The sequence below is a fragment of the Deinococcus proteolyticus MRP genome (assembly GCF_000190555.1).
Classification (GTDB): Bacteria; Deinococcota; Deinococci; order Deinococcales; family Deinococcaceae; genus Deinococcus; species Deinococcus proteolyticus.
Window position 1 is genome coordinate 596,390 of record NC_015161.1, and the last position, 14,339, is coordinate 610,728.

12 protein-coding genes are annotated in these 14,339 nt (G+C 70.3%); 9 read left to right on the plus strand and 3 right to left on the minus strand.

Annotation, left to right across the window (positions count from 1 at the left end; translation table 11 throughout):
• The first annotated feature begins 49 nt into the window (after positions 1 to 49).
• Entirely contained in the window at positions 50 to 298 is a 249-nt protein-coding gene (locus tag DEIPR_RS02980; RefSeq protein ID WP_013614353.1) for a hypothetical protein, read from the plus strand.
• A gap of 65 nt (positions 299 to 363) precedes the next feature.
• Here the strand turns inward: DEIPR_RS02980 and DEIPR_RS02985 are convergent, their stop codons facing one another.
• On the minus strand, positions 364 to 594 hold the full coding sequence (locus DEIPR_RS02985) for a hypothetical protein (protein WP_013614354.1): 231 nt from the start codon (positions 592 to 594) through the stop codon (positions 364 to 366).
• 163 nt (positions 595 to 757) lie between these two features.
• Here DEIPR_RS02985 and DEIPR_RS02990 point away from each other — a divergent pair, with 163 nt between their 5' ends.
• The 6 genes from DEIPR_RS02990 to ispH all read left to right on the plus strand — a co-directional run bounded on the left by DEIPR_RS02990 (position 758) and on the right by ispH (position 8,599).
• Positions 758 to 2,236: an NAD(P)H-hydrate dehydratase gene (locus DEIPR_RS02990; RefSeq protein WP_013614355.1), complete on the plus strand. Its 1,479-nt coding sequence runs from the start codon at positions 758 to 760 to the stop codon at positions 2,234 to 2,236.
• Positions 2,237 to 2,290: 54 nt separating this feature from the next.
• Positions 2,291 to 3,136 (plus strand): tetratricopeptide repeat protein, encoded by an 846-nt coding sequence (locus tag DEIPR_RS02995; RefSeq protein WP_013614356.1) that lies wholly within the window; start codon positions 2,291 to 2,293, stop codon positions 3,134 to 3,136.
• Between the two features lie 142 nt (positions 3,137 to 3,278).
• Positions 3,279 to 4,073, plus strand: a complete 795-nt coding sequence (locus DEIPR_RS03000) for a DUF4388 domain-containing protein (RefSeq protein WP_013614357.1) — start codon at positions 3,279 to 3,281, stop codon at positions 4,071 to 4,073.
• A 219-nt stretch (positions 4,074 to 4,292) separates the two neighbouring features.
• A complete protein-coding gene (locus tag DEIPR_RS03005; protein WP_013614358.1) occupies positions 4,293 to 5,969 on the plus strand; it encodes a glycerol-3-phosphate acyltransferase in 1,677 nt (558 codons plus the stop codon).
• Between the two features lie 150 nt (positions 5,970 to 6,119).
• Positions 6,120 to 7,598, plus strand: a complete 1,479-nt coding sequence (locus DEIPR_RS03010) for a phospholipase D-like domain-containing protein (protein ID WP_169310666.1) — start codon at positions 6,120 to 6,122, stop codon at positions 7,596 to 7,598.
• An 8-nt stretch (positions 7,599 to 7,606) separates the two neighbouring features.
• Positions 7,607 to 8,599 carry a 4-hydroxy-3-methylbut-2-enyl diphosphate reductase gene (gene ispH / locus DEIPR_RS03015; protein ID WP_013614360.1) on the plus strand — a complete coding sequence of 331 codons (993 nt, stop codon included), beginning with the start codon at positions 7,607 to 7,609 and terminating at the stop codon, positions 8,597 to 8,599.
• Position 8,600: 1 nt separating this feature from the next.
• On the opposite strand, the gene DEIPR_RS03020 is transcribed toward ispH, so the two are convergent.
• Positions 8,601 to 8,867 carry a hypothetical protein gene (locus tag DEIPR_RS03020; RefSeq protein ID WP_013614361.1) on the minus strand — a complete coding sequence of 89 codons (267 nt, stop codon included), beginning with the start codon at positions 8,865 to 8,867 and terminating at the stop codon, positions 8,601 to 8,603.
• A gap of 121 nt (positions 8,868 to 8,988) precedes the next feature.
• A complete protein-coding gene (locus DEIPR_RS03025) occupies positions 8,989 to 10,131 on the minus strand; it encodes an FAD-dependent oxidoreductase (protein WP_013614362.1) in 1,143 nt (380 codons plus the stop codon).
• Positions 10,132 to 10,283: 152 nt separating this feature from the next.
• On the opposite strand from DEIPR_RS03025, the gene DEIPR_RS03030 reads away from it, so the two are divergent.
• Complete coding sequence (locus DEIPR_RS03030; RefSeq protein ID WP_013614363.1) at positions 10,284 to 11,552, plus strand: SpoIID/LytB domain-containing protein; 1,269 nt, start codon at positions 10,284 to 10,286, stop codon at positions 11,550 to 11,552.
• Positions 11,549 to 14,332 (plus strand): hypothetical protein, encoded by a 2,784-nt coding sequence (locus DEIPR_RS03035; protein WP_013614364.1) that lies wholly within the window; start codon positions 11,549 to 11,551, stop codon positions 14,330 to 14,332. The genes DEIPR_RS03030 and DEIPR_RS03035 overlap by 4 nt, the downstream gene beginning before the upstream one ends.
• Positions 14,333 to 14,339: the final 7 nt, after the last annotated feature.

The window sequence follows — 14,339 nt, forward strand, 5'->3', positions numbered from 1 at the left end:
TAAGTTTTTTTCAAAGGCAGGCTTCTCCAGGCCGCGCTAATCTAAGCCCATGACCGACCACAACGAACAGGAAATCAGCAACGTGGACCTGCAGTTCCAGCGTACCCGCAGCGAGGAGCCGGGCCGCAACGACGAGCTGGACGCCGAAATCAACGCCGAGAACGCCCGCGCCGGACAGGGTGAATTCCGCGAGCAGGGCATGGACCGCCACGATGTAGGCGTGGAAGACACCATGGATGCCAGCGACCCGCCCAGCACCAACATGGGCCAGGACGAGAACGACTACGGCGAGAAGTAACCATATTCCCCGGCGCCAGGTTCGGGGCCAAGTTTAGGAGCAGAGGCAGGCTGATTCGGCCTGCCTTACTTCTTTTTGGGCCGGTTCTTCGCTTTGCGTTCCTCTTTGTCGCGGGCCAAGCGCTCGTAAAAAGCCTGATGCGTACCGGCGGGCAAGAGGAGATTCTCGCCTTCGTGCGCTCCACTTACACCTGCGCGGGGCATCCCCTCCGGGTGCGCGGGGTTGCCAGTGGCTGGCTCAGGGGCAGGCAGTGGCCCGCTCGGCGGGGTGTACAGGGGGGCAGGCCGGTCACTCATGGGCCAATCATGCCACCAGGTATAAGGTGGCGGCAATGGCGTGTGCCACGTAAGCCATGCGCCTGCGGCACGCTCACGTGAAGAGCCTGGAAGAGGGTCAGCCGGTTCTTCTCCCCGCTTTTTTCGCCCGGTCGGGTCAGTTGCTTCATGCTCTAATGCCGCCATGACCGAACACGTCTTTACGGCCGCCGGCATCCGGGCGCTGGACGTCCGCCTGGACGCGGCGGGGCTGCTGGAGCTGGCGATGGAGGAAGCGGGCCGGGCGTCGGCGGCCGCCCTGCTGGACCTGGCGGCGGGGCGCCCGGGACCGCTGGCGCTGCTGGCCGGCGGCGGAGCCAACGGGGGAGACGCGTTGGTGGCTGCCCGGCATCTGCATGCGGCAGGCCGGGAGGTGCAGGTGCTGGCCGCGCCGGGCACACACCCGCTGACGCAGCGGAACCGCGAGCGGCTGGCTGCCGTGGGTGTGGAGGTGCAGCGGCTGAGCGCCGCAGCGGTCAGGGCGCTGCCCCCGGTCGCCGCCTGGGCCGACGGCCTGCTAGGCACCGGCGTCAGCGGCGAGCTGCGCGGCGAACTGGCCGGCGCCGTTCAGGCGCTGAATGCCCGCGCCGGCCAGGGCAGCGGTGAGCCGGTGCTCGCTCTTGACCTGCCCAGCGGCCTGCCTGCGGACCGGGCGTCGGCCCCGCCCCTGACCGTGCAGGCCACCCGCACGCTGGCCCTGAGCGGCTACAAGCCGGCCCATCTGTTCGGTGAGGCGGCGGAGCGCTGCGGCCCTGTGGCCCTGGCCCGGCTGGCCGTGCCGCCTGCCTGGGCCGACGCCGAGGCGAAGGCCACTCGCCCGAGTGACACCGAACTGGGGGCCTGGCTGCCCCGGCGCACTGCCAGCACCCACAAGGGCACGGCGGGCCGGGTGTGGGTTGTCGGCGGTTCGGCCGGCATGGAGGGCGCCCCGGCGATGGCGGGCGTAGGAGCGCTGCGTGCGGGCGCCGGGCTGGTCACACTGCACTCGGAAGCGGAGTTGCCGCTGCCCATGCCCGAGCTGATGCGTACCCGTCACGCCGACCTGGGGGCCTGGCTGGCCCGCGAGCAGCCGCGTCCGGACGCCCTGGCCCTGGCCCTGGGCATGGGCCTGGGACCACAGGCGCCGGCTTTGGCCCGCGTGGCGCTGTCCTGGAATATTCCCACCGTGTTGGACGCCGACGCCCTGCAACCCGAGCTGAGCGGCCTGGGCCACAGCCGCTGCCTCTGGACCCCGCACCCCGGCGAGGCGGCGCGGCTGCTGGAATGCACGGTGGCCGAAGTCACCGCTGACCCGCTGAGCGCGGCCGCAACGTTGCAGCAGCGCTACGGCGGCGTAGTGGTGCTTAAAGGTGGCCCCAGCGTGGTGGCCTGGGCGGGTGGCCTGAGCGTGTCGCGGGGCGGGCACCCCGGCATGGCGAGTGCCGGAATGGGCGACACGCTGGCCGGCATCCTGGCGGCGTTGCTGGCCGCTGGCATGGACTCCCGGCAGGCCGCACAGGCCGGCGTGCGTCTGCACGCCCGCGCCGGTGAACGGGCTGCACAGCGCTTCGGCTACGGCCTGAGCGCCTCCGACGTGGCCGCCGAGCTGGGCGGGGCCTGGGCCGACTTGAGTGGCCCGGTCTAAGCTCCTGGCTGGCCTGGGCTCCTGGCTGTCCTGGGCCGGGCTTAGACTGGGGCCGTGACCTCCCCGTCCTCTTCTGCCGACCTGGCCCTCACGCCGACCCTGGGCGGTGACCTGCTGGAACAGGCGCTGCTGCAGGCCCGCGCCGACGGGGACATGGAGGGGGCCGCCGTGCTGGACACCTGGCTGGAGCTGCGGAACCTGCTGCGCAGCAAACGCCCGGAGCAGGCCCTGACCGCGCTGGAGGGCTGGCTGACCGACCTGGAGTTGCCGGAGGGCGCGCCGCCCCCCGCTGCCGTGCCCCAGTACCTGCCCCACACGGCCGCCGGAGTCCAAGCCGTTCTCCGTGACCCCCAATTGCCGGCCCACCTGCGGGCGCTGGGAACGCTCAAGCGCTGGCAGACTCCAGCCGAGGCCGAAGCGGCGCTGACCGGGGCGCTGGCCCACCCGCTCACCCGCGCTGAGGCCCTGAACCTGCTGGGCGTGCTGGCCGCCGAGACGGGCGACGCCGGGCGGGCCGCGCAGGCGTTCGCCCAGGCGCTGGCCGCCGACCCTGGCCACTACCGCGCCCTGACCAACCGTGCCGGGCTGGCGGCCGAGCGCGGCGACGACGCCAGCGCCGAAGCCGACCTGCGCCGTGCCCTGGAACTGAACCCGGACCACCACGCCGCCCATCAGAATCTGGCGGTGGTGTTGCGCCGCCAGGGCAAGCGCGGCGAGGCGGTGCGGGCACTCCGGCGGGCGCAGCGACTGGATTACCGCCAGTCGGGCAAGCGCAGCAGTGACCAGGCCCGCCGTGAACTGGCAGGCCTGCCCCGCATACCGCGTGCCGCGTGGCTGGCACTGGGCCTGCTGCTGTTTTTCGGCTGGCTGTGGTTCTCGGGTGGTGTGCAGCCAGCCTGATCATCGGTCCGCCGGGCGAGAGGAGACACCGGCAGCTGGGCGCACAGGCGTTTTTCCCTTTCTGTTCCGTAGAAATCTTTTGAACCGTTCCACGCCGACCATGTGAGGTGGCCGTGCCTGAGCACCCCTTAGGATGTGGAAGATGAGGAAGGACAGGGGGAATCCGGTGGGCGGCGAGCAGCTGGGACTGCGGGCCGCGCTGTGGCAGGTGCCGCTGACTGCAGTGCTGGAACTGGTCCACGCCACCCAGCGGACCGGCCTGCTGCGTGCGGAAGCCGAGCTGGATGGCGGCACTCTGCCGCTGGAAATCCAGTTCGTGCGCGGTGAGGTGACCGCCGCCGCCATCCTGGACTGGCAGGGCTTGGAGGCGCTGTACAGCTTTCCGCAGGCCACGCCGGCAGGCTGGGCCGAGTTCTGGCAGGCTCCGGCCCAACCTGCGCCGCCGCTGGCCCCCTTCCAGAATCTGCTGGCCGAATGGGCCCGCCTCAGCGACGAGTGGCCGCGTTGCTGCGAGCAGATTCGGAGCCCGTCACAGCGCTTTTACGGCGAGGCGGCGCCGTTCAACCGTCCGGGCGGCGCCAGCGCTCGCTGGGTGGCTGCGGCCAGCGGGCAGCCGCTGCACGAAGTGTGTACCCAGCTGGCCGCGCTGCAGCAGGCCGGGTTTATCCAGCCTATCCAGGGTAGTTTCGAGTGGGACACCCTGGTCGTTCCCGCCTGTCAGGACTCCCAGGCCCTGCGCCGCAGTCCGGTGCTGCGCCTGCTGGACGGCCGCAAATCGCTGCACCGCCTGCTGGAACGTGGCCTGAGTCCCGACGAATTGCGGAGCGAGCTGCTCAGCCACCTGGGCTCGTCTGCGCCTTTTCCAGGCAGCGGCCGTGCCCTGCGCGACTGGCTGTGGGAGCAGGGCCATGCGGAGCGCGACCTGCTGCTGACCTAACACCGCTGACTCCGGCAACGAAGTTTCAACGAACGCAGGCCTGGGGCGGCGGCCGTCCCAGGCCATGACCGGAGCACAGCGTCAGCCCTTCTCCCTGAAACCGTCTGCCGGGGCGGGCGGGGGCTGACCTGCTTCCCGTGCTCTCGCCCTCAGTTCGGGAGGAGGCCGGCACGCTGGCTGCCCTATTTGCCCGTCTGACCCCGCGCTAGACTGCCCCTCATGTTGCGTACCCTCACCCGCCTGGCCGTGCCCGCTGCGGCCTTTGTCGTAGGCAGCCTGCCGCTGGGGCATCTGCTGCTGGCCCGCCGCCGCAAGGACACCCGCCTGCACAGCGCCCACAACCTGGGCGTGGAAAATGTCTGGCGGGAGCTGGGCCCCGAGCTGGCGCTGGGCACCGCCGGGCTGGACGCTGCCAAGGGAGCCGCCGCTGTGGCCCTGGCCCCCACGCCGGCCTCGGCGCTAGCGGCAGGTGTGGCCGCCTACCTGGGCCACCTGAACCCGCCGCCCGCGCTGTACCGCGACCTTTCTCCGGAGTACGGCCTGCCGCGTGGCCGGGGCAATCTGGTGCTGCTGGGCGTGCTGCTGGCGCTGAGCCGCCAGGGCTACGGGGGCCGGGCGCTGCTGCCGCTGGGAGTCTACGCGGGGACGCTGGCAGGGACCCGTTACGTGAGCGCAGCGACCCTGGCCGGCCTGGGGGCCTTCGCCCTCAGCCTGCGTGACCGCCCCGCCCGCGAGCAGGCGCTGGCCTACGCCCTGCTGCTGAGTGCGGCGTGGCGCTTCAAGGAGAACATCGGCCGCATTCTGGACGACACCGAGCCGAAAGTGGGAGACAGTGTGCCCCTCGCCGGTAAGCGCGACGACCAGGTGGTGACGGCGTTCATGATTCACCCGCTGCGCACCAGCGACCTGTGGACTTCCAGCGCCCGCTTCGCCTGGATGGCGCCGCTGTACCGGGCCGGGCTGATTTCCGACGACTTCGTCAAGTCGGTGACGGCCCGCTTCCGCCCCATGAAGGTGGGCGAGCTGCGCGGTATCCAGACCGAGCAGGGCAAGGAAATCCACTGCTACCTGCTGAGCGCTCCGCTGCTGCCCGACCAGTTCCGCGACGACCCCGAGCTGGCGACCCGCAAGGCCATCGAGGGGGCCCGGCTGGCGCAGGAGCTGGGCGCCGAGGTGTTCGGCCTGGGCGCATTCTGGAGCGTGGTGGGCAACAAAGGCCAGGACGTGCAGGACGCTGTCCCCGAGCTGACCGTGACCAACGGCGGGGCGTACACCTCCGGCACCATCAAGGCCGCTATTCCGGGCATTCTGGAACACTTCGCTGCGCAGGGGCGCGACCTGAAGGGAGCCACGGCCGCCGTGGTGGGTGCCAACGGTGTGGTGGCGTTCGGTATCGCCCGCACCATCGCCCCGCAGGTGGGCCGCGTCATCATGGTGGGGCGCAACCTGGAGCGGCTGGAGCGCAGCGCCCAGACCCTGCGCCGCGCCAATCCGCAGACCGATATCGTGACCACCACGTCCTACGACCTGCTCAGGGATGCCGAGCTGATTTTCACCGCCACCTCCGACCCCGACCCGGTGATTTTTGCCGAGCACGTGCGCCCCGGCACCTGGATTTTCGACGAGGGCCGCCCTGCCGACGTGGACGAGAGCGTGCGCGGCGTGCCCGGCGTGCGGGTGATTCCCGGCGGCGTGGTGCTGCCGCCCGGTCAGATGACCAGCCGCATCGACCTGCAGTTCGGCGAAGGCGCGGTGCCCGCCTGCCTGGCCGAGACACTGATTATTGCGGCCACCGGCGAGCATGACCGCCGGAGCCTGGGGGCAGGCACCAAGACCGAGAACATCAATTTCTTTGTGGACAAGGCGCAGGAGCTGGGCTTTACCGTGCTGGACTGAGCGCCTCAGGCCGGGGCGGTGCTGAAGGCTGGGCCCATGTTGAAGGTGGAGCCGGGCTGGCACACCGAACTGCACTGGGGCGGGCAACTGCCGGTCCGCTGCTGTCCGATTCGCGTCAGGTGGCCGCTCTACACTGGAAATACTGTGTCTGTGCCCCTTTCCCTCCGCTTCCTGCTGGCTTGTTGCGGCTTTGCCGCCGGCTTCCCGGCAGCGGCGCAAACGCTGGAAGTGCCGCTGTACCTGTCCCGGCCGGTGCAGCCGCAGCTGGAGGCGGGAGCCTACCACTGTGAGCCGCCCCAGCAGCCGGCGGTGCGGGCCGCCTGGGAGGCACTGCGCGCATACGGCGAGACCGATTTCTCCTGTGGTAACGCGTTCGTGGACTATCTCGAAACGTCCAGCCCGCTGCCCGGCGCCGGCCCCGACGCCTTCGCCAAGGCGAACCGCCAGATTCTGGCCGCCCGCGCCGAGGTGCTGCTGACCAACATGGACTTTTATCCGGAGGCGGGCGCTCCAACCTGGGCGCTGCTGGACACGCTGGCCGAGCTGTACCGCCGCGTGCAGGCCGGGGGCCGGGCCGCCTACCCTCAGGGCATGAACGTGCGGCTGCACCTGGGCGGCTACCCGCTGCCGCAGCGCCCGCCGCGCTGGATTGCCGCCGAGCTGGCCGAGGGGCTGCTGGCCCGTGGGGTGCCGCTGCAAGACGCCGCGCTGGGATGGGACCTGCGGCTGGCCCACTACCGCCTGACGCCCTACAGCCACATCAAAATGCAGGTGGTGGACGGCCGCGAGGTGACGGCAGCCGGCTACGGCTACGGCCGCAACTGGCTGCCCGCCTCGGCAGCCGTGCCGCAGGGTGGAGGGGTCAGCGACCTGGGCCTGACCCTGCGCGGCCCGGTGGCGCAGAATGCTGCGGCCGCTTTCGCGGACCTCTGGTCGCTGTCCGACGAACTGAGCTGCCCACCGGAAGTGCAGCCCGGCGGGGTGCGGGAACGCTGCCGCTGGCGCCCCGCCGGGCCGCTGACCCGTTCCGCGCTGGCACGCGGGGTGGTGCCGGCCGGCGACTCGGCGGCATTGCTGCTGTATCGCCGCAGCGGCTACCTGCAGGCGGACGCTGCTCAGCTGGCGCTGTTGGGCGCGGCCCGGCGCGAAATCGACCTGCTGCACACCTCGCTCAGCACCCAGCTGAACTGCGTGGCCCTGCAGCCCTGGGCGGATATTTGCCGGGGCATGCCGCTGCCGCCCTACTTCACTGCCCTGCTGGACGCGATGGAGCGGGGCGTGCGGGTACGGGTGCTCACCATGGGCGGCAAGGCCGAGGGCCTGCAAAACCGCACCGGCGTGCTGATTCTGCGCCGCGCTGCCCAGGAACGCGGCCTGGAGCACCTGCTGGACGTGCGGGCCACCACCTACTCCATGCACTCCAAGACCCTGCTGGTGGACGGCGAAGCGGCCCTGACCGGCAGCATCAACCTGCACTTTTCTTCCTGGGGCCACGCCGGACTGGCCGAAGCGGCGCTGCTGACCGACGACCCGGCCGCGGCCGCCTGGTTGCAGCAGCGCTTCGATAGCGACTGGCAGAAGCGCAGCCGTCCGTTCGACTCCAATCTGACCGCGGCCGATCTGAAATAGTAACCGGCATGATTGAGCGCATTCACCTTGCCAAACCCCGTGGCTTTTGCGCCGGGGTGGTTATGGCGATTCAGGCCGTAGAGCAGGCTGCCGACCATGAGCGCCAGCCTGTGACCGTGTACCACTCCATCGTCCACAACCACACGGTGGTGGACCGGCTGGAGCGCGGCAAGGGCGTGAGCTTCGTAGAGGACTTGCAGGAGATTCCGCTGCTGCCGCACAGCACCGACACGGTGGTCTTCAGTGCCCACGGGGTCAGCCCGGCCATCCGTGAGCAAGCCCGCACCCTGGGCCTGGCCACGGTGGACGCCACCTGCCCGCTGGTCACCAAAGTGCATACCGAAGCCAAGAAGTACGCCGCCGAGGGCTACACCATCCTCCTGATTGGCGACAGCGCCAGGCATCAGGAAGTGATTGGCACCCAGGGCGAAGCGCCCGAGCAAACCATATTGATCGGGGTGCAGGGCAAGGTGGGCGGCGGCCTGCACGACCCGCGCACGGTACAGGTGCCCGACCCGGAGCGGCTGGTGGTGCTGACCCAGACCACGCTGAATGTAGACGACACCCGCGAGACCGTCGCCATTCTCAAACGGCGCTTTCCCGCGCTGGTGGTGCCCCCGAGCGAAGACCTCTGCTACGCCACCAAGAACCGCCAGGACGCCGTCAAGGCGATTGCGCCGCAGGTGGACGCCTTTTTGGTGCTGACCAGCACGCACTCCAGCAACGGGATGCGGCTGCTGGAATTGAGCCGTGACCTGTGCGGCCGCGCCGAGCGGCTGGAAACCGCCGCCGACCTGGCCCACATCGACCTGACCGGCGTGACCAGCATCGGTATCACCAGCGCGGCCAGCACCCCCGACGACCTGGTGCAGGAGGTGGTGGCCCACTTCCGCGCCCTGAACCCCGCGCTGGAAGTGATAGAGCAGGGCGAGTGGGAAAACATCAAATTCCGCCCCGCCAAAAAGGTGAACCTCGACGGGTCGCAGGAGGCGCTCAGCTGAATCAGGGCTGAGCTGAGCTGGACGGCGCTGACGTGGTGACGGGAGCAGCGTTCTCTCTGGAGTCTTCTACGGGTTGTGACAGGAACCACATCCCCGCCCCCAGCAGCAACAGCAGCAGCAGGCCGAGCAGCAGCGCGGCTACGCTTCTGCCCAGGCCACGTTCGCTGCTGTTTCGCGGCAATTCGGTCCGCACCTGCGCCCGGTACTCCTCCTCGGCGCGGATGCGGGCTCTAGTCTGGTCGTCCAGCAACTTGTCCGGTGGGGTCATGGAGCCAGCATAGACCGCCGGAATGTTTACGGCTGGTCATTGGAGCCAACCGGGGGCGCTGCTGGACCGCCTGCACCCCTCCGCCCGGCCGCAGTGCCCGTCTGGACCGGCGGCGCCAGACCTAATTCAGCGTGCCGACCAGCTCGCGCACCAGTCCCAGGCCCAGCGTATCCACGCCGCCCCGTGTGCGGCTGCCGCCCAGCAGCAGCCAGACGCCGTCCGCCACTGCTTCCGCCAGGGGCGCGTGGGTAGGGCCGCCGTGCGGGAGGCCCAGCCAGGCCCCTTCCACATCGGCCAGGCTGCGGCCCACGCCCAGGGCGGCGGTGGCCAGCACCGGCAGCGCGTCCATACGCGGCAGCAGGCTGCACAGCAGTTCGCGGCGCAGGCCCACCTGCACGCCGGTCAGGCGGCCAGCGGTGGGCTGGTAGCCGTGCGGGTCGGCGCTGACGGGCGGCAGGTACAGGGCGTACTCGCCGTTCAGTGGGCGCAGCAGCAGGTCGCCGGCGCGCAGCAGGGGAGAGGCGGCCGGGTCGCTCGGCTGCCGCAGCCGGGGCCGCTGCACAAAGGCCCGCCCGTGTGGGGTGTGCAGGCCCAGCCCCTGTTCCAGCAGTTCAGGGCCGGCGGCTCCAGCTGCCACGATGACCGTTCCGGCCCGCACCTCCCGCGTTTCGTGAACCACGATTTCGTGGCGGTTGGTCACGGTCAGGCGGTGCAGGCGCACGCCGCCCGGCACAAGTTCGGCGCGGGTGTTGAGCAGCAGGTCGGCTCCTGCGGCCACGGCCGCTTGCCCCAGCCGCAGCGTCAGCTCGCCGGGGCGGTAGGTCAGCACTTCACGGCGCTCGGCGCGGGGCAGGGCCGCCGGGTCCACCCAGCCGGCCAGCGCGGGAAAGTCAGCCAGCAGTTCAGCGGTGTCTTCAGGCCCCTGTGCGCCGAAGTCCAGCAGCGGCAGCGGGGTCAGTCCGCCCGGCAGCAGGCGCTCCAGCTCACGGCGGGTGGTTGCGGCCAGGTCAGCTTCCGCGCCGCTCAGCCCCGCCGCGTCCCACACTCCCGCGCCCAGCAGCGTGGCCCCGTCCTCGCTGGGCAGGCCGCCCTCGTCCAGCAGCAGCACCCGCCGCTGCGGCCACAGCCCGCGCAGATACAGGGCCGCCGCCGTACCCAGCAGCCCTGCTCCGACCACGGCCACGTCGTACTCCTGTTCCTTGAACGCCTGCCCCACATGCGCCCAGACTTGCCCCCGCTCGCTGCTCCGTGTCGCTTCCTGCATCCTTTCAGGATAGGGGTGGCCGGCCCGCCCAGTCTGGTTCAGGCCGTCTGCTCCCCCGGCGGCCTGGTCCAGGCTGCCCGTGCCCGTCTCCCCGTGCCCGTCTCATGCAGGACTGAACCGCTTCATAAATCCTCAAAGCTATACTCAGGCCCATGCTGCACCGTCCATTTCGGCCCCTGTTCGCTGTTCTCGCTGCCCTGTCCGTGGGCTCGGCGCAGGGGCTGGATGTACGCGTGCTGGTCGAGCAGGGAAGCACAGTTCCGGTCCGCTTGCTGGGCACGGAGGCGGCGCCCCAGCCTGCCCCGCAGACCTGGACGGTGGGCCTGCGGAGCGGCGAGCTGACCCTGGGCGGCAAAGCGGCCGGCAGCCCCACGCTGTACGTGCCGCCCACGCCTGGCAGCCGGGTCCAGATCGGGCGCAAGACCTACCGGGGCGGCGTGCTGCTGCGTGTCAAAGGCAACCAGGTCCAGGGCATCAACGTGGTGAATGTCGAGGATTATCTGCGCGGTGTGGTCCCCGCCGAAATGCCGGCGCTGTGGCCCGAAGCCGCGCTGGAAGCCCAGGCCGTGGTGGCCCGCACCTACGTGTCCCGCCGCGTGAATCCGGCCCAGCCCTACGACATCTGCGCCACCACCAATTGCCAGATGTACCCTGGCGTGGCCGGCGAACATGAGCGGACCAACAGCGCCATCGACGCCACCCTCGGGGAGGTGCTCACCTTTGGGGGCGAGCTGGCCGACACCTACTTCTCGGCCAACTCGGGCGGCTACACCGCCAGCGCCGCCGAGGTATGGGGCAAGAACCTGCCCTACCTGATTGCCAAGCCCGACCCCCAGTCGGTCGCGGCCAGCGGGGACAGGGGCCGCTGGCAGCTGAATGTCAGCCAGAGCCGGGTGCAGTCGGCGGCGAACTCGTACCGGCTGAACGTGGGTACGGTCCGCCGGGTGGCCTTTACCCGCGTCAGCACGTCAGGGCGCGTGGAAGAGGTGACCGTGACCGGCAGCAACCGCACCGCCCGGCTGAGCGGGGCGAATGCCGGCGGGTTCGTGCGCGACCTGGGCGCCAGTTCCAGCCGCGCCCGGATTGAGGGAGGCGGTACGGTGAGTGCCTCGCAGCCGCTGCGCGTGAGCGGCCAGGGCTCGGGCCACGGTGTGGGGCTCTCGCAGTACGGGGCGCTGGGCTTTGCGCGTGAAGGCAAGGGGCACCGCGACGTGCTGGGATTTTACTATCCCGGCACCGCCGTGCAGGCCCTGAGCTACGCCGGGCTGCAGGCAGAGGCCCGGCCCGGCGCCCCCCTGCCCGATACGGCCCGGCCCGATACAGTCCTGCCCGGCACGGCCCTTTCGCTGACGGCCCCGCTGGCCTCCAGCCAAGCTGGGCCTGGGCTACTGGCGGCAGGGTCCGGCGGGGCAGCCGAGTGAACCTCCCCAGGCGGAGGGGACGGCTGAGCCGTTGGCGCTGGCTGACCGCCCTCGGCCTGGGCCTGGCTGCCCTGGGAGGCGGAGCGCAGGCGGCCACCGTCAAGATTGTGGACGCCGGCACGCTGGAGCTGCGCCGTATCGGTGAGCAGGAACTGGTGGTCATCGGCGCAGATGCGGACTCGCCGGATGACCTGGTGGAAGTGCAGCTGGACGGCGAGGTGCTGCGTGCACGCCGCATCGAGTTCAACCGCACCGCCCGCACGCTGACGCTGGTTGGCGGCGCCCGCTACGCCACCGGCGAGGGCCAGACCCTCAGCGGCGACGACCTGGTGATTGACCTGAGCACCAACTCGCTGAGTGGAGAAGACGTGCTAGTCAGCCAGGGCCGCTTGCTGATTCGCGGCGAGGAGCTGGAGCGGGTGCCGGGGCAGCTGCGGGCGATGGGCAGCTACTTTACCCCGTGTGGCGGCTGCGGCCAGACCCCCAACGACTACGCGTTTCAGGCCGAGCAGCTGCTGCTGTACCCCGGCGACCGGCTGGTGGCCTACCGGGTGCAGGTGCTACTGGCCGACCATCCGGTGCTGTACCTGCCGGCGCTGGTGCTGCCGCTGAACGAACCCTCGCGCCAGCCCCGGCTGGAGCTGAGCCGGGGCGAGCGCGACGGCCTGACCGCCCTGGCCGACCTGCCGTTCGCCGTCGGGGACCATACCCTGGGCACCACGCTGCTGCGCTTTTATCAGAACCGCCCTGCCCGCTTCGGGGCCGGCGTGGACCTGCGCTCGTACTCGCCGCTGCCCTACGTGGACCGCGCCGACCTGTACCTGCTGGCCGACCCCAAACCCTTTAGCGGCACCACGCCGCAAGAAGGCCGCGACCTGGATGTGGATTTCAGTGTGCGGGGCCGCGTACCGCTGGAAGAAGCCGTCAGTCCCCTTGACTACGACCTGCAGGTGGTGCGCCGTGATATCGGGCGCAGCGCTACGGACCCGCTGCGTGGCGTGACCAGTGTGAAATTCGGAGCGCGGGTGGACTATCCGCTGTTTACCGGGCAGCTCAACCTGTACAACCTGCTGGGCGGCGACCCTACCCGCAGCCAGTACACGCCGCTCAAGTGGCCCGAAGTGGTGATTGACCCCAAGCCCTACCGCAGCGGTGGCCTGAGCGCCGACATGCGGCTGACCGCCGGGCAGTACACCGCCGCCCCCAACCCCGATTCGCCCAGCGCCGTTCGCCAGGGGCCGAACATCACCACCAGCCGCCTGGAAGAGCAGCATGACATCAGCTACAGCCGCCCGCTGTGGGACGGGGCGGAGTTCAGTGTCCGTAACCGCTTTACCGGCCGCTATTACGGCACCGGCGCCCGCACGGTGGACCTGAGCATAGAAGGCCGGCTGAGTCAGCGCTTCGGGGCCGAGGACCAGCACAGCCTCAGCCTGACTTCCGGCTACCTGCGCTACGAGGGCACCAGCCCCTTTGCCTTCGACCGGCTGTCGGGCCGGCGCCTGAGCGCCCCGCAGACGGTCGCGCTGACCTTCGTTCCTGCCGATGGGGCGGCCTTCAGCGTGTCGCATACCCACGACCTGCTGGCGGAGCGGGACCGGCAGGCCGCCACGGCGTTCGGGGTGCGGGTTGACCGCTATCCGCTGCAGCTGAGCAGCGACCTCAGCCACAACTTCTACACCGGCACGCTGGAGCGCTGGACGCTAAATTCGACCCTGGGCGGCAGCTTCGTGCCGGTGCGTACGCCTACGCCGGAGCGCCCGCTGACCCCCGAAGAAGCCGAACAGCTGCGGGTCCAGCAGGCCTACGCCTGGCTGGAACGCCTAGCCCTCAGCACCAACTGGGGCTACACCGACCGGGGCGGATTTCAGCCGCTGACCGTGCGGGCCACGGTGACCGGCGATTACCGCACCGACAACATCAGCGTGTACGCCACCCACAACGTGGTGACGCCGCAGCTGCGCGAAATCGGCCTGAACGCCACCATGACCAAGAGCTACGATACGGTGCTCAACCCCGTTACGTTCAGCACGGCGCAGCGTCTGAACCTGATCACCGACCTGTGGACCGGCAACACGAGGGTGCTGTGGCGCGGGCAGTACGCCTTCGAGGCCAGCCACTCGCTGAATATGAACCCCTTGCCCACAGCCAAGGACACGGGCCGCGTGACTTTCAGCGTGGGCACCCAGGGCTCGGGCCGCGCCGACAACTGGGAGGTGGCCTACGGCGGTCCCTTCGACCTGCGCCGTGGCTACTGGACCGAGCCGGCACTGCGGGCCAGCTACACCTCTACCCGGCCGGGGGAGCGCTTCCGGGTCAGCGGCACCTACAACCTGCCGGGCCTGGAGCAGCGCCGCAGCGAACTGGTGCAGCTCAGTCTGGGCGGCAGCTGGCAGGCGGGGGACCGCGTGTCGCTGGCGGGCGAGGCCGCCTATACCCGCACCCGCAGCGGCACCTACCCCAACGACATCGCCACCGACCGGCTCAGCTTCAGTCCGCTGGCGGTGGGGGTCCGCTTCGAGCCCAACCCCCAGACCGACCTGTACCTGACCGGGCGGCTGAATCAGGTGTTCACCTGGGTGGATGGGCAGCTGCAGGAGCCGGGCTTTCCGCAGCCGGTGCTGGCGCTCACCCTAGACCGCTGCTGCTGGGCCGCGCAGGCCGAAGCCGACTTCTCGCAGGGCCGCTACCGCTTCAGTGTGGGTATGCCGGGCAGCGACTTCAGCCCCCTGCTGGAACGCAACAAGAACGGCTGGGCGGTGCCGCTGCTCAGTCCCTGACCCGCTT